The 26,824-nt window shown below is 57.2% G+C and carries 23 protein-coding genes, 1 tRNA gene and 1 pseudogene; 7 read left to right on the top strand and 18 right to left on the bottom strand.

What is annotated here, in order from left to right:
• Positions 1-10: 10 nt before the first annotated feature.
• From OU419_RS08675 to OU419_RS08650, 6 genes and pseudogenes are all read right to left on the bottom strand, one after another.
• Positions 11-262: a hypothetical protein gene (locus tag OU419_RS08675; RefSeq protein WP_254476834.1), complete on the bottom strand. Its 252-nt coding sequence runs from the start codon at positions 260-262 to the stop codon at positions 11-13.
• The gene (locus tag OU419_RS08670) at positions 263-562 is read right to left on the bottom strand and encodes a hypothetical protein (RefSeq protein WP_254476833.1); all 300 of its coding nucleotides are present in this window, start codon (positions 560-562) and stop codon (positions 263-265) included.
• A 223-nt stretch (positions 563-785) separates the two neighbouring features.
• Positions 786-992, bottom strand: coding sequence for a hypothetical protein (locus OU419_RS08665; RefSeq protein ID WP_254476832.1), 207 nt, complete (start codon positions 990-992; stop codon positions 786-788).
• A 3-nt stretch (positions 993-995) separates the two neighbouring features.
• Positions 996-1,286, bottom strand: a pseudogene (gene pflM, locus OU419_RS08660) (lysogeny maintenance protein PflM).
• Between the two features lie 3 nt (positions 1,287-1,289).
• Positions 1,290-1,496, bottom strand: a complete 207-nt coding sequence (locus OU419_RS08655; RefSeq protein ID WP_254476831.1) for a hypothetical protein — start codon at positions 1,494-1,496, stop codon at positions 1,290-1,292.
• Positions 1,497-1,539: 43 nt separating this feature from the next.
• Positions 1,540-1,752 carry a DNA-binding protein gene (locus tag OU419_RS08650; protein ID WP_254476830.1) on the bottom strand — a complete coding sequence of 71 codons (213 nt, stop codon included), beginning with the start codon at positions 1,750-1,752 and terminating at the stop codon, positions 1,540-1,542.
• 122 nt (positions 1,753-1,874) lie between these two features.
• Between OU419_RS08650 and OU419_RS08645 the strand changes: the two genes are divergently transcribed.
• From OU419_RS08645 to OU419_RS08630, 4 genes are all read left to right on the top strand, one after another.
• Entirely contained in the window at positions 1,875-2,144 is a 270-nt protein-coding gene (locus tag OU419_RS08645) for a helix-turn-helix domain-containing protein (protein WP_254476829.1), read from the top strand.
• Positions 2,145-2,267: 123 nt separating this feature from the next.
• A complete protein-coding gene (locus OU419_RS08640; protein ID WP_254476828.1) occupies positions 2,268-3,146 on the top strand; it encodes a DUF4062 domain-containing protein in 879 nt (292 codons plus the stop codon).
• 355 nt (positions 3,147-3,501) lie between these two features.
• The gene (locus OU419_RS08635) at positions 3,502-4,365 is read left to right on the top strand and encodes a hypothetical protein (RefSeq protein ID WP_254476827.1); all 864 of its coding nucleotides are present in this window, start codon (positions 3,502-3,504) and stop codon (positions 4,363-4,365) included.
• A gap of 60 nt (positions 4,366-4,425) precedes the next feature.
• Positions 4,426-5,424: a phage integrase gene (locus OU419_RS08630; RefSeq protein ID WP_254476826.1), complete on the top strand. Its 999-nt coding sequence runs from the start codon at positions 4,426-4,428 to the stop codon at positions 5,422-5,424.
• A gap of 372 nt (positions 5,425-5,796) precedes the next feature.
• On the opposite strand, the gene OU419_RS08625 is transcribed toward OU419_RS08630, so the two are convergent.
• The 9 genes from OU419_RS08625 to dapA all read right to left on the bottom strand — a co-directional run bounded on the left by OU419_RS08625 (position 5,797) and on the right by dapA (position 21,320).
• Positions 5,797-11,349 carry a calcium-binding protein gene (locus tag OU419_RS08625; RefSeq protein ID WP_268173308.1) on the bottom strand — a complete coding sequence of 1,851 codons (5,553 nt, stop codon included), beginning with the start codon at positions 11,347-11,349 and terminating at the stop codon, positions 5,797-5,799.
• Between the two features lie 642 nt (positions 11,350-11,991).
• Positions 11,992-13,407, bottom strand: a complete 1,416-nt coding sequence (locus OU419_RS08620; RefSeq protein WP_254471424.1) for an HlyD family type I secretion periplasmic adaptor subunit — start codon at positions 13,405-13,407, stop codon at positions 11,992-11,994.
• Entirely contained in the window at positions 13,404-15,563 is a 2,160-nt protein-coding gene (locus OU419_RS08615) for a type I secretion system permease/ATPase (RefSeq protein ID WP_302328909.1), read from the bottom strand. Before OU419_RS08615 ends, OU419_RS08620 begins: the two co-directional genes overlap by 4 nt.
• Before the next feature lie 18 nt (positions 15,564-15,581).
• On the bottom strand, positions 15,582-16,847 hold the full coding sequence (locus OU419_RS08610) for a glycosyltransferase family 4 protein (protein ID WP_254471425.1): 1,266 nt from the start codon (positions 16,845-16,847) through the stop codon (positions 15,582-15,584).
• A gap of 765 nt (positions 16,848-17,612) precedes the next feature.
• Positions 17,613-17,702 (bottom strand) — tRNA-Ser (locus tag OU419_RS08605).
• Between the two features lie 94 nt (positions 17,703-17,796).
• Positions 17,797-18,507 carry a phosphoribosylaminoimidazolesuccinocarboxamide synthase gene (purC, locus tag OU419_RS08600; protein ID WP_038803299.1) on the bottom strand — a complete coding sequence of 237 codons (711 nt, stop codon included), beginning with the start codon at positions 18,505-18,507 and terminating at the stop codon, positions 17,797-17,799.
• 30 nt (positions 18,508-18,537) lie between these two features.
• Positions 18,538-19,296, bottom strand: coding sequence for an MBL fold metallo-hydrolase (locus OU419_RS08595; RefSeq protein WP_254471426.1), 759 nt, complete (start codon positions 19,294-19,296; stop codon positions 18,538-18,540).
• Positions 19,235-20,428 (bottom strand): outer membrane protein assembly factor BamC, encoded by a 1,194-nt coding sequence (gene bamC / locus OU419_RS08590; RefSeq protein WP_254471428.1) that lies wholly within the window; start codon positions 20,426-20,428, stop codon positions 19,235-19,237. The genes OU419_RS08595 and bamC overlap by 62 nt, the downstream gene beginning before the upstream one ends.
• A 13-nt stretch (positions 20,429-20,441) precedes the next feature.
• Positions 20,442-21,320, bottom strand: coding sequence for a 4-hydroxy-tetrahydrodipicolinate synthase (gene dapA, locus OU419_RS08585; protein ID WP_254471429.1), 879 nt, complete (start codon positions 21,318-21,320; stop codon positions 20,442-20,444).
• A gap of 171 nt (positions 21,321-21,491) precedes the next feature.
• On the opposite strand from dapA, the gene OU419_RS08580 reads away from it, so the two are divergent.
• On the top strand, positions 21,492-22,049 hold the full coding sequence (locus tag OU419_RS08580) for a glycine cleavage system protein R (protein WP_254471430.1): 558 nt from the start codon (positions 21,492-21,494) through the stop codon (positions 22,047-22,049).
• 16 nt (positions 22,050-22,065) lie between these two features.
• A complete protein-coding gene (locus OU419_RS08575) occupies positions 22,066-22,539 on the top strand; it encodes a peroxiredoxin (protein ID WP_254471432.1) in 474 nt (157 codons plus the stop codon).
• A gap of 50 nt (positions 22,540-22,589) precedes the next feature.
• Here the strand turns inward: OU419_RS08575 and OU419_RS08570 are convergent, their stop codons facing one another.
• On the bottom strand, positions 22,590-23,669 hold the full coding sequence (locus OU419_RS08570; protein WP_254471434.1) for an AI-2E family transporter: 1,080 nt from the start codon (positions 23,667-23,669) through the stop codon (positions 22,590-22,592).
• A 62-nt stretch (positions 23,670-23,731) separates the two neighbouring features.
• Positions 23,732-23,983: a sulfurtransferase TusA family protein gene (locus OU419_RS08565; protein WP_254471435.1), complete on the bottom strand. Its 252-nt coding sequence runs from the start codon at positions 23,981-23,983 to the stop codon at positions 23,732-23,734.
• 228 nt (positions 23,984-24,211) lie between these two features.
• On the opposite strand from OU419_RS08565, the gene OU419_RS08560 reads away from it, so the two are divergent.
• The gene (locus OU419_RS08560; RefSeq protein ID WP_254471436.1) at positions 24,212-25,648 is read left to right on the top strand and encodes a M48 family metalloprotease; all 1,437 of its coding nucleotides are present in this window, start codon (positions 24,212-24,214) and stop codon (positions 25,646-25,648) included.
• A gap of 61 nt (positions 25,649-25,709) precedes the next feature.
• Here OU419_RS08560 and nadA read toward each other — a convergent pair whose 3' ends face one another.
• Positions 25,710-26,768 (bottom strand): quinolinate synthase NadA, encoded by a 1,059-nt coding sequence (gene nadA, locus OU419_RS08555; protein ID WP_254471437.1) that lies wholly within the window; start codon positions 26,766-26,768, stop codon positions 25,710-25,712.
• Positions 26,769-26,824 lie beyond the last annotated feature (56 nt).

The following is a 26,824-nucleotide window of genomic DNA, read 5'->3' as shown; positions in this document are numbered from 1 at the left end:
TGTTTCCTCTCTATCTGGCTTTACGAAGAAGTGACGCGACCCAGCCAGTCAAAAGCCCCGTCACGAAGGCTCCCAGGACGCCAGCGGCACCGATGCCGAAGGCTTCCGGGGAGAAGCCGCCGTTGACCAGCAGGTCGACGTAACCTGCGGCCTCCGGCGGAATGAGGTAGGCCTGTTGCCATTCGAGGTGCTGGCACTGCATGAGGCCGTCCGCCGTGGACGCCCAGCCGGTGCAGACCTGAATGGCAACTACTCCTGTCATTTACGCGGCGGCCTTGCTGTTCGATGGCATGGGTACAACGCCGAGCAGATGCGGCTGGCTCTTGCCGCCAGCGGCGTTGACGAGGGTGGCGATGAACTTGCGTTGCCCCGGCTTATCGAGGTCGGTGATCTGGTCGAAAACGGAGGGCTCCGCCGTGACCTTCTGAACGAGGTAGCCACGGTTCTGCAGGCGCTCCTGTTCGGTCATGGGTTCGCGGGCAATAATCGCGGAGCAGTAGGTGCGGCCTTCGACGGTGATTTTCTTGACGTTGAGGCACAGCGCAGTGAGTTCGAATTGCATGGTGTTTCTCCTGTCTCGCCCTTTTTCGGGCGTGAGTTGGCCCGCTGCTGCAATGCGGCTGGTTTGCCGTTCATTCAGCGGGGGTGTTGGTGCTCGTTGGTTTCGGTGGTGCGGGCTGCGGATCAGGTCAACACAAAGGGGCGCTGCCCCTTGTCATCCCCGCCCTCGCCGGGTGGCAGGTGCGCCGGGTGCAGAGCCCCCGGCACACCCGCCGTCAGGCTGTTCAGGGTGGCGCGCGGTCAAGGGTTCGCTTCGCCCGGCGCTCCGTTTGTCCGAGCGGTAAGGCATGTTCGGACAAGCCGGTGCGGCGGCCCTTGACCGGGTCAGCCCAGGCGCGGACGGTGTGGCGAGCGTGGTAACGGCCCACCACCAGCGCGTATGCAATGAGCAGCAGCCAGACGATCAGGTGCGGCACCGAGTTAGAGGTCATGACTCAGCCCTCCAGCTCGAAGGGGTCGCGGATGGGGACGAAGGGCGTCGGCTTGCCACTGTCGTACACAACGTGCCAGTACTTCGGCGGTCAGCGACTTGGGTCGTGCTTCGCGCAAAAGGAACGGCGATGGCAGAACCAGCGGCCATCGAGCAGATAAGGGCGCCCAGGGGGCTGGCAGTCGGCGCACACAGACTGGTTGGGCAATACGGGCCCCAGCCTTGTGACAAAGCACACAGAGCAGTCGCAGCCCGGTGCGTGTGGGCGATACAGGTAGTACGAGAGTATCTGCATCTCTCATAGCCCCCTCCCCTCTGTTGCGAGCCAGTAGGCGCCATAGAACAGGGTGGCAAGCGCTACCGAGGGGATGACCCAGAGCAGCAAAGCCCGCAGGGTGCTGATGACAATATGGAATACGAAGGTCTCTTCAACAGGGCGCAGGGCTTCGAAAGCCAGGCCTAACACCATTGCGAGAGCGGCGGTCACGAACAAGTAATTGAGCATGCTGCCATCTCCTTGCTGATCCAGAGAAACCCGCTCTTCATCGTCAGTCCTCCTGCTCAAGCAGGTGCTTGACCACCAAAGCGACGTTGACCATGCGATGGCGACCGAGGCGAACCGTGGGCAGATAGCCCTTGTCGATCCAACCGCGCACGCGGTCTTGGTCGTCTTCCATGCGGATCCAGATAGCGAACTGGCGCCACGGCATCAGAGGTGGGCAGTTCACGAATTGCTCGGGCTTGAGTTCTTCCACTTCCATGCACATTCCTGCACTATGATCTTCTGCAAAGGTTCCTTGAACTATCTTCAAGGCAAGATCAAGGTACTAGTTGCTTGAATATAGTTCAAGGAACTTATGTACACTTTAAAGACGATTGTTGAATGATTAGAGCGCGGCTTATAGCTATTTGGGATAAAAAAGGGCTCAGTGCTACGGAGCTAGAAAAGCTCACAGGAATCGACAGGAGTAACTGGTACTCGCTTCGGAACGGTAGGCGACGAGCAAACGAGGATGACATTGCTGCTATCGCAGAAGCTTTTCCCGAATATGCCTACTGGTTAGTGACCGGCAAGCTTGCTCCTTCAATTGGGCAAACGAGCCCAGACTACGACGAGGCTGATAAAAAATTGCAGGCACCCAGCGCGGGGTAATGCTGACCAAAAAGGCAGCACAGCGTTGGTTTAGTAAAGAATAGGGCTCTCAGCAGGGCAAACAAAGAAGTCAAACAGCTGCAGAATCCAAGAACTGGTGGCGCGTACTTAAAGGAACTAAATATGCCAAGAAATGAAAAAGTCATCAGCGTATTTGTGGCATCCCCTGGAGATGTAAAGGATGAAAGACAAGTTCTAGAGGAAATAATATTAGAGCTCAATAAGACTTGGAGCAGAACGCTAAATCTTAGATTAGATCTATTACGTTGGGAGACAGATACAACTCCAGCCTTTGGAGAATATCCCCAAGACGTGATCAACAAACAGATTGGTGACGATTACGATATTTTTATCGCAATTTTCTGGGGACGTTTCGGCACACCAACACAAGAAGCCAGCTCAGGCACTGTCGAGGAATTTGAGCGAGCTTACAAAAGGTTCTCAGAAAAAAACGAAGATATCGACCTAATGATCTACTTCAAAGATCAACCAATCCCTCCATCTCAAATAGACCCTAGTCAAATTGCTAAGATCCAGGAGTTTAGAAGAGGGCTTATTGAGAAAGGTGGATACTATTTCTCATTCGATAGCTTAGATTCATTTGAGTCCGTGGTTAGAACTCACCTGAGTAAAGCGGCCCAGAAATGGGCAAATGCCATTCCCAATACAGATGCAAGCCGCAATACAGAAACCACGGAAATGCATGACGAAGTAGACTTTGGATACTTTGACTACATCGACATATACGACAGCAACATGGCTACAAACTCGGCAGCTGTAGAAACAGTCTCAGCCGCAACAATAAGCTACTCAGACCAACTTAGGCGCAGAACGGAGGAAATGCGCGAGACAAGCTTACTCGAGGAAAATGCAAGAATCGCTAAAGCTAGAAAAATATTCAAATTAACCAGTGATAACATGCATCGCTATAGTGATACTGTCGAATATCAAACCAAGATATTGAAGGAGACAAGAACAGCAGCTTTCCATGCTTTAAGCTAAGCAATTTCGCTAACATTTGAAGTTAACGAAGAAATTGAACACAATAAACTAAAAACCTCCTTAGATAACCTATTCAAATCTATTACCGAAGTCCTCGACGGCGCTATAAGCTTTCGCGACAACTTTGAGAGAATGCCACGACTAATTTCCGAACTCAACAAAGCCAAGAGAAGAGCTCGCGATGCAACAGACAATGTAATTCTAGAACTGCGAGAAACTCAAGGTTCGATACACCAAGTCCTCAAACTCTTGAACAGGGAATCGCCTATCTAGCCCCAAGCTCACCCATGTTTAATCCCATGCAAAGCAACATAAAAGCTTTGACATGCGCAATCAAACGTGAAAAAGGATTTCAATGAAAAGGAACATTCAATACACAGAACTAAAAAGAATCGCAAAACAGTACAATAACATCTTTGAAAACCACTTAAACAAGCGCTCTCTCAAAAGCAAAAAATTTTGGTCGTCGGTAAGCCTTGCGGCATGTGTTCCATCACTTTATTGCACAGGCATTTATCTATTCATAAAAGGCAATCTCGCCCTCTCATTTACGGCCCTTTTTCTGCTATACATATCCGAAGTAATAGCCTTAGCGCTGAAGGTAGCTCACGACGAAGAACAGACTGCCGAAAAAATCCGAAGAGCCAGGCTCCCACCACCTAGTAAGCAAGGTATCATTCTTGATGACTCGGAATGTCGCCGCGCTTGGTTGGCCAGAGAAATTGCCTTACCACCTACAAGCTATCCACTCCTCGCCGCCGAGTTTGAAAGAATAGAAGGACAAATCTCTCGGCAGGAGAGACTTCTTTCCGGCTTGGACACACGCTTACTTAGGTATGTGGCGAAAGTACCCAGAACGCTGATACTTTTTCTCCTTCCAATACTTGGCGGCCTACTAACTTTTGCCGGGCAGAGTTTGCTTACGAACCCTGAAGCCTTCAACCTCTCTGATCTTAGCAACATCAAGAACATCGGTTTCATAACGCTCTCCGCCAGCATTCTAGCAGGAGGAATATTCATCCTAAGTTTTTTGCTATCTCTCCTAATAAGCCTTGGAAGCTTTATACTTGATACAGTTAGTCTTCACGGCTGTAGTGCCAGAAGCAGAACAAGGTTCAAGCGCGACCTGTATATCTACAGTGAGCTGTTTCCCGAGATAGAAAGCTCCGGAGTTAAATCACCATCCACTGCACGCTTTCTGCACAGCGAAGCACAGTAAGGGCGAGATTTTGATTTCGTGGCGTGCATGTGCTCCCTATGTCGTTTTGCGGAGGTGGATATGGGGATCGAGCACATGGAGAATGGGCGCTGGCTGGTCGATGTCGAACCTATCAAAGGAAAGCGCTTCCGGAGGCAATTTAAGACTAAAGCAGAAGCGCAACGCTTCGAAGCCCTAATGCGTCAGCGCCTGGCGCAGAACCCGGAATGGAACCCACAGCCCAAGGATCGGCGGCGACTGTCCGAGTTAGTCGAGCGCTGGCGTATTCTGCATGGTCATGCGCTGAGCGATGGCGAGAATCGCGCGCGGCTGTTGCTGCAGCTGGCAGATGACCTGGGGGATCCGGTAGCGCTGCAACTGACAGGCAACCAATACACGGAGTACCGGGCGCAGCAACTGGCCTCGGGCGCGCATGGCAAGACGTTGAACAACCGCCTGGGCTATCTGCGGGCGGTGTACAACGAGCTGCATCAGTTGGGCGAGATCGACTACGCGAATCCGCTGCTGCGGGTGAAGTTGCTCAAGCTCCAGGAGCGGGAATTGACCTGGTTGGCTGAGGAACAGATCCGCACGCTGTTTGAAGCCATCAGGAAGCGCTGTAAGACGCCGCACGTGGAAATGGTGGCAAGGGTCTGCCTGGCGACAGGAGCACGCTGGGGAGAGGCTGAGGGGCTTGTTCCTGGACGTGTGCGCGGCGGTTGCGTGACCTTCGTGAACACGAAGTCGAAGCGGGCTCGGTCGGTGCCTATCGATAGCGTCCTCGAGGTCGCCCTGCAGGATCACTTCGCACGGCACGGCGCTTTCTCGAACTGCCGTAACAGCTTCGATCAGACCATCAAGACCTGCATCGCCCTTCCCGCCGGCCAAGCATCCCACGTGCTGCGCCACACCTTCGCGTCGCACTTCATGATGAATGGCGGGAATATCCTGACGCTGCAGAAGATCCTGGGGCATACGTCACTGGCAATGACGATGCGCTATGCACACCTATCGCCGGATCACCTGCAGGATGCGGTGAGGCTCAATCCGACACGGGCTCTTTCGGGGCTCTGGGATTGAGTCGCAGATAGAGGAAGGTTGGTCTGTCCCAGAACTGGTGGACAGGTAGTTAAGAGTTACTGCTCGCATAGCGCCGCTCAAACTCTATCGGACTGAGATAGCCCAGCGTCGAGTGGGGGCGGCGTGCCGGCATGCACCTAGTCTACCGCATCGCGTTTGAAGGATTCGGGAAAACGTCGTCTGGTCTGGGTCATGAACACTCCTTGCGGTGGACATTTTCCACCGTAAGTCACTGTCCACTCAGTGCGGGACAGTCCACCCCTCCCTCTAGGCCGAAGGGACGTTTTGGCGGCAGGGATGACACTGGTGACGTCAAGTAATGAGCAAGGCCCCATTCGGGGCCTTGCCTATTCCACGAACAATCTGCGCGAACTATTGCCAGTTCGCAGCGATCACCACCTCCAACTGTTGTCGCTGATCTGTCGTCAGATTCGACTCGCCCCCTGTAGGTACACCAAACGCTGCCATTGCATTGACTAGGTTTTGAACCTGACCTTCCAGAAGCGTCTTGCCATCTGCAGTAGCGATCTGGCCAAGGCGGTAGGTGCTGCCGGAATACCAGCTGGATACCGTCACCTTGTCGCTAGTACCAATCACGCTGACTTCAAGATTGCTACCGCTCTGGCGGAACCAGAGCTGATCGGAATTTATCCCATCAGCGAATACCAACTGATCTAGGGAATTGGTATCGGTATGGTAGTTGTAGACTGTGTCTTGGCCGGCGCCTCGCTCGAAGAGGTACACGTCGCTACCAACACCCCCGGAGAGGTAGTCGTTACCCGCACCGCCGATCAGGGTGTCGTTACCATCCTCACCGTACAGAGTGTCGTTGCCCAGACCACCCTTCAGCACATCTTGCCCAGCGCCACCGTACAGCGTGTCGTTACCGACACCGCCATCCAGGTCATCGTCACCGCCGTAGCCATTGATAGTGTCGTTACCGGCACCACCACTGATGGTGTCGGCAACGGCATAGCCGTAGAGGATGTCGTTGCCATCGGTGCCCTGCTGCGCCAGGGCTTTGACCTGAGCAATGTTCCAGGCCGTGCCATCGGCGAAGCGCACTTCTTCCAGGCGATAGCTACCGGCTGCGTCACCGTTGAAGTAGCTCTGCACCGTGATCTGGTCCGTGCTGTCTTTCAGACGCAGGATCAGGTAGTCGCCAAAGCGCGTTACCATGATGTCACTGGCCGCGATGTCGGCCCCAAACTCGATGGCATCGACCTTACTAGTGCTGGTGTCGTAGTTGTAGACCGTGTCCTGTCCCCAGCCACGCTCGAAGCGGTACACGTCGCTACCGGCATCACCACTCAGATAGTCGTTGCCCGCACCACCGATCAGGGTGTCGTTGCCGTTGGCACCGAAGATGCGGTCATCACCTTCATTGCCCAGCAGTTGGTCGTTGCCGTCGTCTCCGTAGAGCGTGTCGTTGCCCAGACCACCCTTTAGCACATCTTGCCCAGCGCCACCGTACAGCGTGTCGTTACCGACACCGCCATCCAGGTCATCGTCGCCGCCGTAGCCATTGATGGTGTCGTTACCGGCACCACCACTGATGGTGTCGGCAACGGCATAGCCGTAGAGGATGTCGTTGCCATCGGTGCCCTGCTGCACCAGGGCTTTGACCTGAGCAATGTTCCAGGCCGTGCCGTCGGCGAAGCGCACTTCTTCCAGGCGATAGCTACCGGCTGCGTCACCGTTGAAATAGCTCTGCACCGTGATCTGGTCCGTACTGTCTTTCAGACGCAAGATCAGGTCGTCGCCAGAGCGCGTTGCCACGATGTCACTGGCTGCGATGTCGGCACCAAACTCGATGGCATCGACCTTACTAGTGCTGGTGTCGTAGTTGTAGACGGTGTCCTGTCCCCAGCCGCGCTCGAAGCGGTACACGTCGCTACCAACACCCCCGGAGAGGTAGTCGTTACCCGCACCGCCGATCAGGGTGTCGTTACCATCCTCACCGTACAGAGTGTCGTTGCCCAGACCACCCTTCAGCACATCTTGCCCGGCGCCACCGTACAGCGTGTCGTTACCGACACCGCCATCCAGGTCATCGTCGCCGCCGTAGCCATTGATGGTATCGTTACCGGCACCTCCACTGATGGTGTCGGCAACGGCATAGCCGTAGAGGATGTCGTTGCCATCGGTGCCCTGCTGCACCAGGGCTTTGACCTGAGCAATGTTCCAGGCCGTGCCGTCGGCGAAGCGCACTTCTTCCAGGCGATAGCTACCGGCTGCGTCACCGTTGAAGTAGCTCTGCACCGTGATCTGGTCCGTACTGCCTTTCAGGCTCAGGATCAGGTGGTCACCGGAACGGGTTACCGCGACGTCACTGACCGCAATGTCGGCACCAAACTCGATGGCATCGACCTTACTAGTGCTGGTGTCGTAGTTGTAGACCGTGTCCTGTCCCCAGCCGCGCTCGAAGCGGTACACGTCGCTACCGGCATCACCACTCAGGTAGTCGTTGCCCACGCCACCGATCAGGATGTCGTTACCATCCTCACCGTACAGGGCGTCGTTGCCCAGACCACCCTTCAGCACATCTTGCCCAGCGCCACCGTACAGCGTGTCGTTACCGACACCGCCATCCAGGTCATCGTCACCGCCGTAGCCATTGATAGTGTCGTTACCGGCACCACCACTGATGGTGTCGGCAACGGCATAGCCGTAGAGGATGTCGTTGCCATCGGTGCCCTGCTGCGCCAGGGCTTTGACCTGAGCAATGTTCCAGGCCGTGCCATCGGCGAAGCGCACTTCTTCCAGGCGATAGCTACCGGCTGCGTCACCGTTGAAGTAGCTCTGCACCGTGATCTGGTCCGTGCTGTCTTTCAGACGCAGGATCAGGTAGTCGCCAAAGCGCGTTACCATGATGTCACTGGCCGCGATGTCGGCCCCAAACTCGATGGCATCGACCTTACTAGTGCTGGTGTCGTAGTTGTAGACCGTGTCCTGTCCCCAGCCACGCTCGAAGCGGTACACGTCGCTACCGGCATCACCACTCAGATAGTCGTTGCCCGCACCACCGATCAGGGTGTCGTTGCCGTTGGCACCGAAGATGCGGTCATCACCTTCATTGCCCAGCAGTTGGTCGTTGCCGTCGTCTCCGTAGAGCGTGTCGTTGCCCAGACCACCCTTTAGCACATCTTGCCCAGCGCCACCGTACAGCGTGTCGTTACCGACACCGCCATCCAGGTCATCGTCGCCGCCGTAGCCATTGATGGTGTCGTTACCGGCACCACCACTGATGGTGTCGGCAACGGCATAGCCATAGAGGATGTCGTTGCCATCGGTGCCCTGCTGCACCAGGGCTTTGACCTGAGCAATGTTCCAGGCCGTGCCGTCGGCGAAGCGCACTTCTTCCAGGCGATAGCTACCGGCTGCGTCACCGTTGAAGTAGCTCTGCACCGTGATCTGGTCCGTACTGCCTTTCAGGCGCAAGATCAGATCGTCGCCAAAGCGCGTTACCACAATGTCACTGGCCGCGATGTTGGCCGCAAACTCGATGGCATCGACCTTACTGGTACTGGTATTGGTGTCGTAGTTGTAGACCGTGTCCTGTCCCCAGCCGCGCTCGAAGCGGTAGACGTCGCTACCGGCATCACCACTCAGGTAGTCGTTACCCGCGCCACCGATCAGGGTGTCGTTGCCAGCTTCCCCGCGAAGCGTATCGTTCCCTGTTCCACCAGCCAGGAAGTCATTTCCAGCCCCCCCGTACAGCGCGTCATTCCCATCAAGGCCAAATAGGTAGTCTTGCTTATCTTTGCCCGACAGACTCTGATTACCGGCCGCACCTAGCTGTAGCCCAATTCCTAGCGCATTAATCTTTGTAATCTCATCCGAACTCAGGCTGGTCACAAAACGTTCGACGAGAGGATTCAGCTCAGTAATGGCCCTGCCAGCCATTTGCTGAGTAACGAACTCCAAGAGATCAGTCGCGCCGTTGACGTGGTTGTTGTCGAAGGTGGTTTGGAACAGTGTGGCCACTTTACTGAAATCAAGGCCAAGGCCGTTTTCGTCAAGGGTGACACCTATTGCCTCGACGTAAGGCCGCAGGCGGGTCTGGAGCAGCAGTCCGTTGTAGATGGACTCTCTCAAGGACTCATAGGCCTGATTGATGAAGTTCGCCTGGCCTTCGTTCAGCACCAGGTTTTTCTCGGTTAACGTCCAGTGAGAGGCGATGGATGCACCACCGCTCTGGGTCCCACCGTTGTTGCTGATCGCGCTACCCGAGATGTTCGTCAGTGATGCGCCGGACTTGACACCTAAGCGGCTCAAACCACCACTGCCGTTCTCTTCCTTAGTGAAGTTGAAAAAATTCTGCGCGTTGAATACTTCCAGAAGACGCACGCGCTCAAGCAGAGTTTTCTGCTGAAGCTGAGCGGTGGTTGGACCACTACTGATCGAGCCCGGATCGATACTCCCGGAAGAGGCACCACTGCCCCCACCTGAGAACCCCAAGTCCTGCTCCCACGACCATTCGAAGTCTACAGTCATGACACCGGTAGACAGATCGCTGACCCGTTGCTCGAAGGTCCGATAATTCGAGCTACCAGCCCACTCACTCAGCAGGCTATCGAGCAAAGCCATCTGCTGCTCTCGGGTTTGAGCACCGGCATATTCAGCTAGCACTCCTTTGAGCGCAGAATTTTGCATACTGGCTTCACGCAGATCCCGCACTGCCCCGGACCCTTTCATGTCCGGGAGAGCTTTGGCCGCCTCATCTAGTGGTAGATGATCAGTGAACTCTCGATAGAAGGGGTTAGACGCAAGATCCAGATTGCCGGCGATGCTTTGATTTCCGTTGACCGCGCCAATCGAACCGTCGTCCCGCACAAAACTACCAATGGCACTGATAATGTTGCCGTTGCTGTTTTGATTGCTGGCAGTTGCCGTGAGATTGATGGAAGTGATGTGGTGATCGGCGAGCGACTTCAGTTCGTTGACCTGACTGACTCCGTCCTGATTCAGATCTTGCCATACACGTACATTCGCGAACTGGGTGTCATTGGCATCAAAAACACCATCGCCATTGGAGTCCAAGTCCTTGAGAGCATCAAACCCATTTGTAGCTTTTTGGCCATTGGATTTGAGGAAGTCCACTCCAAAAAGTTCAGCACCATTGTCTATTTTTCCATCGCCGTTACGATCCAAAGCAAGGAATCCGTCGTCTTTAGCAGCCCAGCCAGTACCGGTTTTTAACCCGTCGCCATCAAAGTCAAATGTTATTCCTGCAGTTGAGTCAACGGTTTCAATACCGTCGCCGTCGAGATCAAGAACTAAAGGGTCAGCTCTAAGGACAAAGCTATTGGCGGAAGTGAAATACTGGCTAACAGTATCCCAAATTCTTCCCCCGACATCGTCTCCATATATAGCCCCAGCAATTCCAGCTATAACCGAAGTGATTGCCAGGGCCGTACCTGATATTGGAAGAGTCGCTACAATCCCTACAGCCACCACGCCACCTAGGGTTGCATAAAGCAAAGAAGTTGACTGTTTCCCGACCTCATTCCAGTTTTCGTCGCCAACAGCCTTGCCAAGCTGATAAATAGTAATTGCCTCTCCCAGCGGCATCTTACTTCCTATCTCCCCAAATATGCTTTTAAATTGGGCTGCATCCATGTTGCTCGTGATCTTACTTTCCACGCCCGCCGCAATATCTCCGACAGCCTTAGCGGTCGCCTTAAATGCATTGGCACTATCCACACTCCCTGCTAAAAGGGACTTTTCAGCATAACGTTCAGCTAGGGCTTCTTTCGCCCGAAGGTCATAAGCCATTAGCTCAGCTGTTTTTTTATATCGCTCGGAATCGCTTAGCTCAGCCTCAGAAGCAAGCTCCTTCGCCTTTTGAAGAGTTTCCTGCTCTATCTTTGTGACTTCCAGTTTGTAATCTTGAACATCTTTGTCCTGTTGAGTCTGCGGCACGTAGAATCCCTCCGTTATTTAAATAATTTAAATCGCGCAAACCTTCAATCGAGAAATTACCATCTAGCGTTGATCAGAAAACAACTCCAACCAAGCATCAAGCTAGCAAGGCTTGGAGGTCTTAATTTTAATAACAAGAGCCATGCAGTATGATATCCCACAGAATACTAGAGAATATAACATATCAAAAACAAGCTGACTCCCACTCAAGACTCCCCGCAATGCGTACCCCATTTGGTGTGGAAATATCCCATTACGCAAAGAAAACCCTTGATAGAACGAGTTACAAGGGAAATATGAAAATGCCAGAAGAATTAGAGCGACCGAAGCGAGGAGGCCACCAGTAATCACACTAGAGCCATTTCGGCTGGACTGCATCTCCTCCCTAGTATATTTTCCAAATTTCAAATAGAAGAGAGTCCCGACAATACAAATCGGCACCCCTAGAGCGACAGATATAGCTCTACTGCTGTCAACCCAAAATCCATCACTATTAGCACAGGTAAATGATATAAGCATATCTCCCGGAAATTTTGCCAGCTGATCACCATCAGGCGCAGAGAAATAGCCAAACAAGAGCATCGTAATGAAATTAAAAAAAACGAGGCACAAACTTACTCTTCCAACGGGCATATTCATCCTCTATCGCTCAATTAAGCTTTCGCTCACATACTGTTTTAATGGGCTAAGGAAGTACTCGATAACCTTTCGCCTGTCCGTTTTAACTTCGGCACTCACTGCCATTCCCGGCATTAATGGCACATCCGTACTTGCAATTCGAATATGGTTCTGGCCAAGTTGAATGCGCATACTATAGAGCAACCCGTGCCTCTCATCTTCGATCGCATCCTCTGAAACACTGATAACCCGACCATGCACTACGCCGTACTTGGTGAAAGTGAAGGTCTCCACCTTGATCTCCACTTCCTGCCCTGGACGCACAAATCCGATGTCCTTGTTCTCAAGCATGGCTTCCACTTCGACCGGCTGGTCATTGGGAACAATGACCATCAACGGCTGAGCCTCAGTAACAACACCACCATTGGTGTGGATTGCCAGTTGCTGCACGGTGCCATCGACTGGAGAGGTGAGGCGAGTTAGTCGATCCCGTCGTTCAGCCTTGAGTAGCTCTTGAGTAAGTCCTGCTGCCTTCTGCTCGGATTCGTGCTGCAGATCGAGCATGGTGCGTCGAGTCTGGGCAATGACACTTTCTCGACGCTGCTCGGCTTCACGTCGTGATGCGTCCAGTTCGATAACGCGCGCCTGTTGGACGGCGAGTTCACGATGCTGATCGAGTCTGGCTTGTTCCTTTTCCAGCCAGGCGTGTTTTGCCACAAAATTGCGCTCCAGAAGACGCTTGTAGTCAGTGGCCAGTTGCTCAGCGATCGGCAAGGTCTGCCGTAAGGAGTCAACGGTCGCCTGAGCGGCACGAATCTCCGCAGCGCGTTGATCTATCGTCGCCTGGGTTTGCCCCACATTGCTGCTCAGCTCCAGATACTGCCCCTGAAGCCACAACTGAGCTGCCTGGCGCTGGTTCTCGGCAACATCAGGTAAACGAGGAGTCAGTGGCCGTGGCGGCTGGGCAGTACGAATCGACTCCAACAGCGCTGCCGCCCTCGCGGCATCAATCCGAGCGGCTAGCAAGTCTGTCTTCAGCCGCTCCACATCCGCGCCTGTTTGGCTGCCGTCCAGTTCTACCAGCAGATCTCCAGCTTTTACCTGCTGGCCGTCGTAGACATGAATGTCCTTTACCACCGCCACATCGCTTGGCTGGATCACCTTAGTCTTGCCACTGGGGATGATTTTGCCCCGGGCAGTGGCGACAACATCGATCTCGCCGAGGCATGCCCACAACACGGCCAATGCCGAGAAAGCAATGATCGACCATTTGATATAGCGAGCAGCGGGGTGAACCGGTTGCTCTTGCAATGACAGCGCTGCCGGGAGGAATTGCACCTCGTGCGGCAAACGCACCGGTGCCTCCATCTGCTTGCGGTTTCGCCATGCATGCGACCAGGTGCGACGGTAGCGATTGAGCAGTTCGCGTTTGGCGCTCATGCCTGGCCCCCTTGCTGCAGGCGGTGCAGCCGCGAATAGTGGCCGGCCTGCAGCGTGAGCAGCTCGCCATGAGTGCCCTGTTCGACGATTTGGCCACGATCCATGACGATGATTCGGTTGGCGTCACGAACGGCACTTAAGCGGTGAGCGATGATTACCACTGTGCGACCTTGACAGATAGCTTTCATGTTCTGCTGGATGACGCGTTCGGATTCATAGTCCAACGCACTGGTCGCTTCGTCGAAAATCAGAATGCGCGGATTACCGATGAGTGCTCGTGCGATGGCGATTCGTTGCCGTTGGCCGCCCGACAATGAAGAACCGTGCTCGCCCACTACGGTGTCGTAGCCTTCCGGAAGCTCCAGGATGAACTCATGCGCCCCTGCCAGCCTGGCGGCTTGCATTACCGCCTCCATAGGGGTGCCCGGATCTGTCAGCGCGATGTTTTCCCGGATACTGCGGTTGAACAGCAAGTTATCCTGTAACACCACGCCAATCTGACGACGCAATGAACTGACGTCGGCCAGTGCAAGGTCCATCCCGTCGACCAACACCCGCCCACGCTCAGGAACATAAAGTCGCTGCAGCAGTCGGGTCAGGGTGCTCTTGCCGGATCCCGAGCGCCCAACGATGCCGATTACTTCACCAGGGCGAATGGCGAGGCTGACTCCGCGAAGGACCTCCGAACCATCAGGCCGGTAGCGGAAATGCACCTGGTCAAACTCGATCTGGCCACGAAGCGCCGGCAGCGTACTGCGGGTAGCCTGGGCCAGTTCGGTCTGGCTGTTAAGGATGTCGCCCAGGCGCTGCACGGAAACGCCGGTTTGTTGGAAGTTGGTCCATAGCTGGGCGAGCCGCATGATGGGTTGCGCCACTCGTCCGGCCAGCATGTTGAACGCCACTAACTGCCCGACAGTCAGTTGGCCATCTATTACCAGGCGAGCTCCCAGCCAAAGCGTCGCTACGGTGACCAGTTTGCCGATCAGCGAAACACCTTCGTTAGCGAACGTGGACAAGGTCTGGGTCTTGAAACTGGCCGATACGTAGGCCGCCAGTTGGTTGTCCCACTTGCGGGTGACTTGCGGTTCCACTGCCATGGACTTGAGTGTGTCGATGCCATTGATCGACTCCACCAGGAACGCCTGGTTCTCCGCGCCGCGGCTGAAGCTTTCCTGCACTCGCGCCCGCAACAGTGGTGTGATCAGCAGCGAAAGCACGAAGTACAATGGTAACGAGAGGATCACTACCAGGGTGAGCCATCCGCTGTAGAAGAACATCACCGCGATGAACACCACGGAGAACAGCACGTCGAGTAACAGCGTGATGGCGTTGCCGGTCAGGAAGCTGCGGATGTTTTCCAGTTCCCTGACACGCGCAACGGAGTCGCCTACCCGGCGGGCCTGGAAGTAGGCCAGAGGCAGGCTGACAAGATGCCGGAACAGGCGCGCACCCAGTTCGACGTCGATCCGGCTCGCCGTATGGGCGAAGACGTAGCTGCGCAGCCCACTGAGAAGCGACTCGAACAGCATGATGCCCAACAGGCCAACTGCCAGGACATCAAGCGTGGAAAGCCCCCGATGGACCAGCACCTTATCCATCACGACCTGGAAAAATAGTGGCGTCAGTAGCGCAAATATCTGAAGGACGAAGGAAGCAACCAGTACCTCCCCCAGCAGCTTGCGGTACTTGACGATGGCGGGGATGAACCAGGTGAAGTCGAACCTCGACAGCTCGGAAGCCTGCGAGGCCTCTGAACGGAACAACAGCAGCTCGCCAGTCCATCGTGCTTCGAGTTCTTCCTGGCTGATGATCTCGGGGCGTTGCACCAGCGGGCTTTGAATCAAGGCCTTGCCCTGATCGATCCGAGCGATGATGAAGTAGTCACCGTCATTGCTTCGCGCGATGGCGGGCAAAGGCGTTTGTGCCAGTCGGTCAAAACGGGTTTTAACTGACTTGGCTTTGAGACCGAGCTTGCGTGCAGCCAGCAGCAGATCGGCGCTCCCGAACTGAGCACCTGGCGGCATGAATTCATGAGCCAGTTGATCAGCAGAAGCAGCAAGGCTGTGAAAACGGGCCAGCATGACCAGGCAGATCAAGCCGGTATCCGGCGCCTGAGATTGTTCTTGCTCTGGTGGTAGCGCTTCGGTACTGGACATGCGGGTTTTCCTGGCGTGTCAGAGAGGACAGGCCAACTGGGTCAGAGAAGAGGTAGTGGGTGCAGGCTGTTTGCCCGAAGCGGAGAGAGCTTCGGCAATCAACTCCCGGTAGCCGGTCAAGCCGGCTTCAACGCTGTAACGGCACGCGGTTTCGCGCGCTTCGGCTCGTAGAGCCTGCTGGGCCTGCGGACTATTCAGGGCGTGCAGCACTTGATCGGCGATCCCTTGGGTATCGAAGAAGTCGACCAGATAGCCGTTTTCCCCATGCAGCACTACTTCCCGTACCGGGGCGGTATCCGAGCCGATTACCAGGCACCCCGAGGCCATTGCTTCGAGCATCGACCAGGACAGGACAAAGGGGTAGGTCAGGTAAACGTGAGCAGCCGAGACCTGCAGTACCTTGCAATAAGTTTCGTAAGGGACCTTGCCCAGAAAGTGCACACGCTCGAGGTCGACGGGCACTTCGCGCAACATTCGCTTACGCCAGTTTGCAGCGTCTTTAGGCTTGCCACCGTAGCTGACGTCGTCTCCCCCGATTATCACTATCTGAGCGGTACGATGCTCTTTCAGGATTCGCGGCAAGGCTCGCATGAAGTTGTGAAATCCCCGGTATAGCTCCAGGTTCCTCGCGACATAAGTGAGAACGGGCTGGCCGGCTTTTAGTTCGAGCCCGGAAGGAAGTACCAGACTGGCTTTCGGATCAGGTCTGAGCTGCCGAGTCGGAATACCTTCGTGAACGACCCTGATCTTCTGCAGATATGGCTCGGGATGCACACTGCGCTGCCAGTGAGTTGGAGATATTCCCCAATCACACTGTTGCAGGTTCAGAAGGTGCAGCGCGTTACACGTGTTGAGCCTGCAATTGCCATCGAGCGAGGCGGGGAATTCCGGGTCAAATCCTGCATCTGCCCCCTGAGTGCGGTAATAGAATTCGCAGAAATGCACCAAGGGGACATCAGGAAAGACGTCCTTCACGTAGAGCGTTTCGCCCCACGCAGGGTGGCCCAGAATGACGTCCGGGCGAAAACCTTCGGCTTTGAGCTTCTGGATTACTCGCACGACCTGCTGGCCGTGCAGAACAGCCGACTCGAAAGGTTGCAGGTAAGGATGTGTCTGCGAAGATGCGACACGATGCGGTCGATATCGGTATAGCTCGATACCTGCCATGCCTGGGGCGGTGTCCCGGCCAATGGCAACGACGCGATGCCCGGACTGCGCTGAAAAATACTGCGCTATATATCGAAACTGACCGGGGAAATTCTGGTGGATGAGCAAGAGGTTCACGAGGGGACCTCTTACCATACCCGGCTAGGCGCGGGAGCGCGCACGCCAATTGATATCCGTATCGAATTGATAGCCCGCATGCATCCATCCGTGGTGTGCAGGGTATGAAGACAACCGGCCAGAACTCAGGCTCGGCTCAGAGAGCAATAAATAGCGCACTCATAGCACTTTGTCATCCTTTGTGACGGATCTGACACACACATCAAAAAGCTATCCATCGACATTTTATGACGCTCTCTCGGGGGAGGGAACGTGCCACTGATCGCTGGGTGAAAGTCCGCTATGGGTCGATTGCTGCCTGTCACGAGGGGCTGCAAGCTACCGATCCATAATCATCAGAAGTAATCAACACTCAGGGACGTACGTTATGAGGCGTCCTCTGTCGGTCATGACGACCCAATGTGATTGGTCAAATCCGATGCAAACGATGGTCAAGTCGAATGCAATCAGGTGGTCAAGTAAGTGCAATTGCGCACCCTAATTTCGGGCGAAGAGTCATAGATGGACTGGATGACTAGCTTTCGAATGGCCTCGTTGATGCCACCGATGAGGAGCACGCAGAGGACTATGACGCCGAAGGATAGGAATACCTTTGCGAATCTCATGACCACCATCCCTGGTTCGTTTGAGCGAGTGTATTCCACGGGGGTCTGCGCTGCCGAGAGCGTGTCTGATCCTTTCGACACTTTTTCGACACTGCCCCTAGTGCAGAAAAGACAAAGCCCCTGAAACTCTAAGAACTTCAGGGGCTTTGGCCATATGTAATGGCGGAGAGATAGGGATTTGAACCCTAGGAACCATTGCTGGTTCAACGGATTTCGAATCCGTCCCGTTCGACCACTCCGGCATCTCTCCGTGCGGCGCGCATCATACCAGCTTGAAGTCCGAACGCGAAGCTTTGTTTTCGGATTTTTTTCGTGGTATCAGGTGCTTGCGTGCCTTTGTGAATTTACAGCGGCACGCCGAGACGGTGAGCTACTTCTTCGTAAGCCTCGATCACGTCACCCAGGCCTTGGCGGAAGCGGTCCTTGTCCATTTTCTTGCGGGTTTCCTTGTCCCACAGGCGGCAGCCGTCCGGGCTGAACTCGTCGCCCAGTACGATCTTGCCGTGGAACAGGCCGAACTCGAGCTTGAAGTCCACCAGCAGCAGGCCGGCATCGTCGAAGAGCTTGCTCAGCACTTCGTTGACCTTGAAGGAATAGGCCTTCATTTCGGCCAGTTGCTCCAGAGTCGCCCAGCCGAAAGCCTGTACGTGGGATTCGTTGATGAACGGATCGCCCAGGGCGTCGTTCTTCAGGAACAGCTCGAAGGTCGGCGGAGTGAGCTGCAGGCCCTCTTCCACGCCCAGACGGCGTACGAGGCTGCCGGCGGCGTAGTTGCGCACAACGCACTCGACCGGGATCATCGCCAGCTTCTTGACCAGCACTTCGTTGTCCGAAAGCAGTGCGTCGAACTGGGTCGGAATGCCGGCGGCTTCGAGCTTTTGCATGATGAAGGCATTGAACTTGTTGTTCACCATGCCCTTGCGATCGAGCTGCTCGATACGCTTGCCGTCGAACGCCGAGGTGTCGTTGCGGAACAGCAGGACGAGGCGGTCGGCGTCATCGGTGGTGTAAACCGACTTGGCCTTGCCGCGATAGAGTTCTTCGCGTTTTTCCATGATGGGCTCCGCTTGCTTGAATGGATGGGCTCAGGCGATCGTTCGCCAGTCGAGTCCCGAATGCTGATCGGCTACCTGCAGCCAGTCCGGGTCGCACCCCAGGGTGTCGACAAAACTTTGCCGGGCCAACTGCGGCGAGTTGTTCTTTTCGCTGAGATGCGCCAGCACCAGGTGCTGTAGGCTTTCCCAGCCCAGCTGCGCCACCAGTTCGGCGGCCTGCCGGTTGTTCAAATGCCCCCACTGGCCGCCGACACGGGCTTTGAGTGGGTAGGGATACGGTCCGCGGGCCAACATGTCGCTGTCATGATTCGACTCGATGATCAACGCGTCGAGGCCACGATAGCACTCCAGCACCTGCGCCGTGGCGGCCCCCAGATCGGTGAGCTGGCCAAAGCGCTTCCGGCCATCGGAAAACACGTACTGCAGTGGCTCTCGCGCATCGTGGGAGACGCTCACTGCAGTGACTTCCAGGTCTTTCAGTACCAGGCGATCGCCGCATGAGAGCAGCCCCGCCGGGGCCACCGGCTTGCGCATTCCCTGCAGAGTACCGGCGCTGAGATACACGGGTATTCGATGGTGTCGGACAAGCAGTTCGACGCCGTTGATATGATCGGAATGCTCGTGCGTGACCAGGATCGCATCCAGCTGCCCGGGCTCAAGGCCCAGGCGCGCCAGACGGCGGATGGTTTCACGTAGCGGGAATCCGCAATCGATCAGTATCCGGGTGTCAGAACTGCTCACCAAGGCCGAATTGCCCCGGCTTCCGCTCCCCAGGACCGCGAAGCGCATTCCGCATACTCTCCTGGAGTTTTTCCAGCACACCCTGCGCGACATCAGCCGGCGCGGAGGTGTTGATGTCTTTGTCGACGGTGACCTGCACCGTGTTGTTCACGCTGGTCAGGCGGACCTGATAGCGCTGCGCCTTGGCATCTTCCTCTTCCTTGGTCTTCTCGCCACCGCCGAACAGGCGGCTGAAGAAGCCAGGCTTCTCTTCGTCCTTCTTCTTCGCCCCTTCGGCGATGTTGACATAGTAGACGCCGAGGCTGCGGTTGAGGTCGTCGACACGGATGTCGGCGCGATCCAGGGCACGGCCTACGCTGACCCAAGCACGATCGAAGTCGGAATCCACGGTAAGCACCGGGTTGCCGCTGCCGTCCTTGCTCAGGTCGGCGCTGCCGGGCGTGTCATAGGCCGAGTGTGCGGCGAGCAGGGAGACGGAGCCGCCCTTCTCGGCACTGGTAGCCATGCTCGCCAGCATTTCGTCCAGCAGCGCGGCATCGAGGCTCGGCACAACAGGCTTGGACGGCCAATCGGCACTGGCAGTGCTACCCGCCGGGCGGGTTTCGCTCAGCACGTAGACTTCACTGGTGTTGGTCTGTACGCCTGGCTCGATACGGACACGAACGCGGGTTTCGCTATCGGGCTCGATACCGGAAACACGGCTGTTCAGGCGACGCGCAAGGGGCGCGGACAACTGGCTGAGCGGTTGCCAGTTGGTGCTGAACTCGCCAGTCTGCGGGCGTTCCTGAGCGATGGAGAAGCCGTTGTCCTGGAAGAACTGATGGGCTACCGGCCAGACTTCCGCCGGAGGACGCTGGGCGATCAGCCAGCGCGAGTCGCCGCTCTTCTGCAGGCTGAAGTCGCTGACTTCGCCGGCGCCACCAGCCAGCGGCTGCGGACGCGGAACCTCGAACTCACCTTCCTTTTCAGTACTGGTGGCGACGTTCATCGGGATGGGCAACAGCGGATCCAGCGGCTTGCTCTGCAGGCCTTCGGGAACCTTCATCGGTGCCGTTTCGCGGGCATTGAGATAATCATCGCCGCGATCACGGAAGTAACCGTCCGGGCCCCACAGCCAGCCGCAGCCGGAGGTGTTGCCGATGACAAGGGCGAGCGCAGTCAGTCCTGCCAGTCGCTTCATGCGAGAGAGCTCCTTAAGCCAGAACGCCGGTCTGGCGCATGGCCTGACGCAGCGGCTCGTGGCAACGTGGGCTGAGCCAGGTCAGGGGCAGGCGGATACCTTCGGGAATCAGCCCCATTTCATGAAGGGCGAACTTCACCGGAATCGGGTTGGACTCGATGAACAGCGCCTTGTGCAGCGGCATCAGGCGGTCGTTGATCGCGCGGGCTTCGCCGGCATCGCCACGCATGGCGGCAGCGCAAAGGTTGCTCATGGCGCGTGGCGCAACGTTGGCGGTTACCGAGATGTTGCCCTTGCCGCCCATCAGCATCAGTTCAACGGCAGTGGCGTCGTCACCGGAGTAGACCAGGAAGTCCTTGCCGACACGGTCGAGCACTTCCTTGCCGCGCTGCAGGTCGCCGGTGGCTTCCTTGATGCCAATGATGTTCGCTACTTTCGACAGGCGTTCGACGGTTTCAGGCAGCATGTCGCAGGCGGTACGGCCCGGCACGTTGTAGAGAATCTGCGGAATCGCTACGGCTTCGGCGATGTGGCGGAAGTGCTGGTACAGGCCTTCCTGGGTCGGCTTGTTGTAGTACGGGGTCACCAGCAGGCAGGCATCGGCGCCACCGCTCTTGGCGGCTTCGGTCAGCTCGACGGCTTCGCGGGTGGAGTTGGCACCGGTACCGGCGATCACCGGAATGCGGCCGTTGACCTGGTCGACCACGCGACGGATCACTTCCAGGTGCTCGCTCACGTCGAGAGTGGCCGATTCACCTGTGGTGCCGACCGCTACGATGGCGTTGGTACCTTCCTGCAGGTGGAAGTCCACCAGCTTCGCGAGGCTGTCCCAATCCAGTCGACCCTGAGCATCGAAGGGGGTGACCAGCGCCACCATACTGCCCGCAATCATGCAACCGCTCCTGCCGGAAAAAGAAAGCCGTAATGGTACTGTCGCCACCGGCCACGCACAAGCTGACAGCAGCGTCCCGCGAGCGGTCAGACATTCCCCTCATCGGCGCTTTTCGCTACCCTGCTTCCTTTGTCGATGCGGCCTGCTCGCCGCCATTCCCAGGAAAGCTGCATGTCCACCTCCCACCCTCGTGAACAATTTCTTCTGATCAGTGCGCTGGGCCCGAACCCGATGGAACTGACCAGCGTGCTGTGCCGCACCTGTGTCGATAACCGTTGCTCGGTGATCAGCAGCCGCCTGACCCGCCACGGTGAATTCAGCGCGGTGGTCCTGCAGGTCGCCGGTAGCTGGGACGCTCTGGCGCGCCTGGAAGGCGGCCTCCCCGCGATCGCCAAGCGCCACGGCTTCACCCTCAGCGTGACCCGCAGCAATGCCCATGTCACCCGAGCCCAAGCCCTGCCCTACGTCGCGTACGTCAGCGCGGTGTACCGTCCGGACATACTCAATGAGCTGTGCCAGTTCTTCATCGATCACAACATCGAGCTGGAGAACCTCACCTGCGACACTTACCAGGCGCCGCACACCAATACCAGCATGCTGAATGCCACCATTACGGTGACCTTGCCGGCCGGAACACAGATCAGTTGGCTGCGCGACCAGTTTCTCGACTTCGCCGACGCCCTGAATCTGGACGCCCTGATCGAGCCCTGGCGTCCGCAGCACCCCTGACCTATAGGAGAGCCTCGTGGCAGTAGAACTGAACAAAGCCGTCGCCGACTTCCAGGCACAAGCCACCAGCGGCGTCGAAGTCCGCCTGTCGGAACTGAAGGGCAAGCAGGTCGTGCTGTACTTCTACCCCAAGGACAGTACGCCTGGTTGCACCACCGAAGGCCAGGGCTTTCGCGACCAGTATCCGGCGTTCCAGGCCGCCAACACTGTGGTGTTCGGGGTTTCCCGAGACGGCCTGAAATCCCACGAGAACTTCAAGTGCAAGCAGGAGTTCCCTTTCGAGCTGATCAGCGACAAGGACGAAACCGTCTGCCAGCTGTTCGACGTGATCAAGCTGAAGAAACTCTACGGCAAGGAATACATGGGTGTGGACCGCAGCACTTTCCTGATCGACGCCAACGGTGTGCTGCGCCAGGAATGGCGCGGCGTGAAAGTACCCGGCCATGTCGATGCAGTGCTGGCCGCGGCACAGGCCTTGAACAAGGGCTGAGCCACCCGTAGACATGAAAAAGGCCCCGCGAGGGGCCTTTTTCATGTCTATCACATCAACGGGCTGACCTGTGGTTCCGGCTCCGGCTGTCTCGGCCAGGCATCCAGCACCGCCTTGACCAGGGTTGCCAGAGGAATGGCGAAGAATACGCCCCAGAAGCCCCAAAGCCCGCCAAACAACAGTACGGCGCAAATGATCGCCACCGGATGCAGGTTCACCGCCTCGGAGAACAGCAACGGAACCAGTACGTTGCCATCCAGCGCCTGGATGATCGCGTGAGCGACCATCAGGTAGATGAACTGGTCGCTCCAGCCCCACTGGAATAGTGCAATCAGCGCCACCGGCACGGTCACCACCACTGCGCCGATGTAGGGCACCACCACCGACAGCCCGACCAATAGTGCGAGCAGCGCCGCATAGTTCAGGCCCAGCACCACGAACGCGATATAGGTCACGACGCCCGTGATGAAAATCTCGACGACCTTGCCGCGGATGTAATTGGCGATCTGCTGATTCATCTCCACCCAGACCTGCTTCATCAGCCCGCGCTCACGCGGCAGGTAGCGACGGAACCAGTGGTAGAAGCGCCGACGATCCTTGAGGAAGAAGAACACCAGGATCGGCACCAGCACCAGATAGATCATGATGTTGACCAGCACCGGCAGGCCCGAGAGCGAGAACGTCAGCGCCCACTGGCCAAGCTGCCCAAGCTCGCTGCGCGCCGCCTCGATGATACGCAGCACCTGCTCCTCGGTGACCATGTCCGGATATCGTTCCGGCAGCATCAACAGCACCACCTGCCACTCGCCCAGCATCCGCGGAAGCTCGTTGAGCAGCGTGAACAGTTGCTTCCATACCAGCGGGACCAGCACCAGCAGAAACACCGCCAGCAGCCCAAGGAACAGTGAATACACTAGCCAGACGGCGAACAGGTGCGGCACGCGCAGGCGCTCAAGCATGCCGACCATACCCTGGATCAGGAAGGCGATCACCATCGCAGCCAGCACTGGCGCGAGCATGCCGCCGAATGCCAGGATGACGCTGAAGCCGAGCACCAGAATGACCGCCAGCACTATCGCCTCCTCGTCGGAGAAATAGCGCTGCATCCAGTCCTGCAAAACCTTAAGCATGAAACGACCTGCGAAACAGATGGAATGCGCCTCCGTCGCACGGAGGCCCGATGTTGCGCTCGCTACTTCTTGCGCAGCCAATAGCGATAGACGCCCGCTTCGACCTCTTCGCGGAGCAGCGAGTGCCCTGCAAGTTCGGCGAATGCGCGAAAATCGCGCTGCGAGCCGGCGTCGGTGGCGATCACCTTGAGGACCGCGCCGCTGGGCAGCCGATTCAGCTCCAGCTTGGCCTTGAGCAGGGGTAGCGGACAATTGAGACCGCTGGCATCCACTTCCGCGTCACAGGCGTAGATGGGCGGCGAGGGCTGAGACATCGGGACACTCTCCGTACAAGGCGCTCAAGAATACCGAAAGCATTGGAAAAGTAACCAGGCGCATCGTTCGTGCCACTCGTTAGTCCTGCCTTCAGCGGTGGGCCCTCCAACGAAAATCCAGTGGCACAAGCCCATCGTGCACCATGCTGCAGTTGCGTTCTGGCAACCTAGGCATTCACAACGACCTGCGGCTAAAGTAGAGCCTTTCTCGGAACGAGCCCTGTGTACATGAAAGTACTGCGCCCTGCCCTGCTCTCCATCGCCTGCGCCCTTGCAACGCCCGCGATGTCGGACGACCTTCCTTCCCTGGGCGACGCCAGCTCATCCATCGTTTCTCCAGAGCAGGAATTCCAGCTCGGCCGGGCCTGGCTGAGCATGCTGCGCAACCAGGTCGATTCGCTGAACGACGCACAATTGAAGGATTACGTAGAGTCCACCGTCTACCGCCTCGCCGAGTCGAGCGAACTGCAGGACCACCGCCTGGCGTTCATCCTGATTCGCGACAAGCAGATCAACGCCTTCGCCGCCCCCGGCGGCGTGATCGGCGTCAACGGGGGCCTGTTCCTCTATGCGCAGACCGAAGGCGAATACATCGCCGTACTCGCCCACGAACTCGGCCACCTCAGCCAGCGCCACTTCGCTCGCGGCATCGAGGCCCAGCAGCGTATGCAGATTCCGGTGATGGCGGCCATGCTCGCCGGCATCGTGGCCGCAGCCGCAGGAGCCGGCGACGCCGGCATTGCAGCGATCGCCGGCACGCAGGCAGCGGCGATCCAGAACCAACTGCGCTTCTCCCGGCAGAACGAACAGGAAGCCGACCGCGTCGGCGTTACCACGATGGTGCGCGCCGGCTACGACCCTCGCTCCATGCCAAACATGTTCGAGCGCCTGGCCCGCCAGTACCGCTACGAAGGCAAGCCGCCGGAATTCCTGCTGACTCACCCGGTGACCGAATCGCGTATCGCCGATACCCGCAACCGCGCAGAGCAGTACCCCAAAGGCGGCAAGGAGGACACCCTGCGCTACGAACTGATGCGCGCCCGTGTCCAGTTGATGTTCGAGGAAACTCCGGGAATGGCCGGCAAGCGCTTCCGCGCAGTCCTGGATGACGACCCGAAGAACGATGCCGCGCACTACGGCCTGGCTCTCTCGCAGATCCGCATCGGCCAGTTGAACGACGCCCGCAGCAGTCTCCAGCAACTGCTGGCGAAAGCGCCCAACGACATCAGCTACAACCTGGCGATGGTCGACCTGGACGTCACGGCCAACAAGCTGCCCGATGCCCAGAGCCGCGTACAGCGGCTGCTCAGCCAGTTCCCGGAAAGCTATCCGCTGATCCAGGCCCAGGCCGACCTGATGATGAAGACCAATCGCGCAGCCGAGGCGGAGAAAACGCTGTTCAAGCTCTCCCAGCGCCGTCCGCTCGACCCGGACGTCTGGAGCCGCCTCGCCGATGCCTGCACCCTCAGTGGCAACGCCATCGGCGTGTACCAGGCCCGCGCCGAATACTACGCGCTGACCGGTGACTACAAGCAGGCAATCGAGCAACTCGACTTCGCCAAGCGCCGCGCAGGTGGCAACTTCACGCTCGCTGCTCGCCTGGACGCGCGCCAGCAGGAGTTCCGCGACCAGCAGCGTATCCTCAAGGAAATGATGGGCCGCTGATTTCCAAGCCGTACCATGAAAAAGCCCGGCATTTGCCGGGCTTTTTCATGGTGCTTCCAAATCAGGCGTTACCTGCCAGCTTGAGCTTGGCCGCATGAGTGAAGTCGAGCATGCGCTTGAGCGGCTTGATCGCCTTCGGAATCAGCGCCGGGTCGACAAAAATTTCGCCACTGCCCTCTTTCAGGCACGCCAGGGTGCGCTCCAGGGTGTTCATCGCCATCCACGGGCAATGCGCGCAACTACGGCACGTCGCGCCGTTGCCAGCGGTAGGGGCTTCGATGAACTCCTTGCCCGGGCACAGTTGCTGCATCTTGTAGAAGATGCCGCGGTCGGTGGCGACGATGAAACGCTGGTTAGGCATCGTCTGCGCGGCCTTGATCAACTGGCTGGTAGAGCCCACAGCATCGGCCAGTTCTACCACTGCTTCGGGCGATTCCGGGTGCACCAGTACCGCGGCATCCGGATATAGCGCCTTGAGATCTTGAAGTTGCTTGGCCTTGAATTCCTCATGGACGATACAGGCGCCGTCCCACAGCAGCATATCGGCACCGGTTTCACGCTGGATATAGCGCCCCAGATGCTGGTCCGGCGCCCAGAGAATAGGTTCGCCGTTATCCATCAGGTGCTCGACGATTTCCACCGCGCAACTGGACGTCACCACCCAGTCCGCACGGGCCTTGACTGCGGCCGAGGTGTTTGCATAGACCACCACGGTACGCTCCGGATGCTGGTCGCAGAACGCCGAAAACTCTTCCACCGGGCAACCCAGGTCCAGGGAACAGGTCGCCTCCAGCGTCGGCATCAGTACACGCTTTTCCGGATTGAGGATCTTCGCGGTCTCCCCCATGAAGCGCACACCAGCCACCACGACGGTCTGTGCCGGATGCTGGTTGCCGAAGCGAGCCATTTCCAGCGAGTCTGAAACGCAACCACCGGTCTCCTCGGCCAGAGCCTGGATCACCGGATCGCAGTAGTAGTGCGCCACCAGCACAGCGTTCTGCGCCTTCAGCTCAGCGGCGATGGCTGCACGGTAGTCAGCCTCCTCCTGGGCAGTCAGCTCCCTGGGCTGCTTGGCAGCCAGATGGGCCTGAACCAGAAGGCGTTCGGGAATCTGGGACATCGTGTGCAAACCTCAACAGACGCAAATCTGATTATGCCGGCCATTTTATCATCGAG

It is taken from the genome of Pseudomonas triclosanedens, assembly GCF_026686735.1.
GTDB classification, from domain to species: domain Bacteria; phylum Pseudomonadota; class Gammaproteobacteria; order Pseudomonadales; family Pseudomonadaceae; genus Pseudomonas; species Pseudomonas triclosanedens.
Note: the sequence above shows the minus strand (reverse complement) of the source record. Positions and strands in the feature narration are given on the sequence as shown.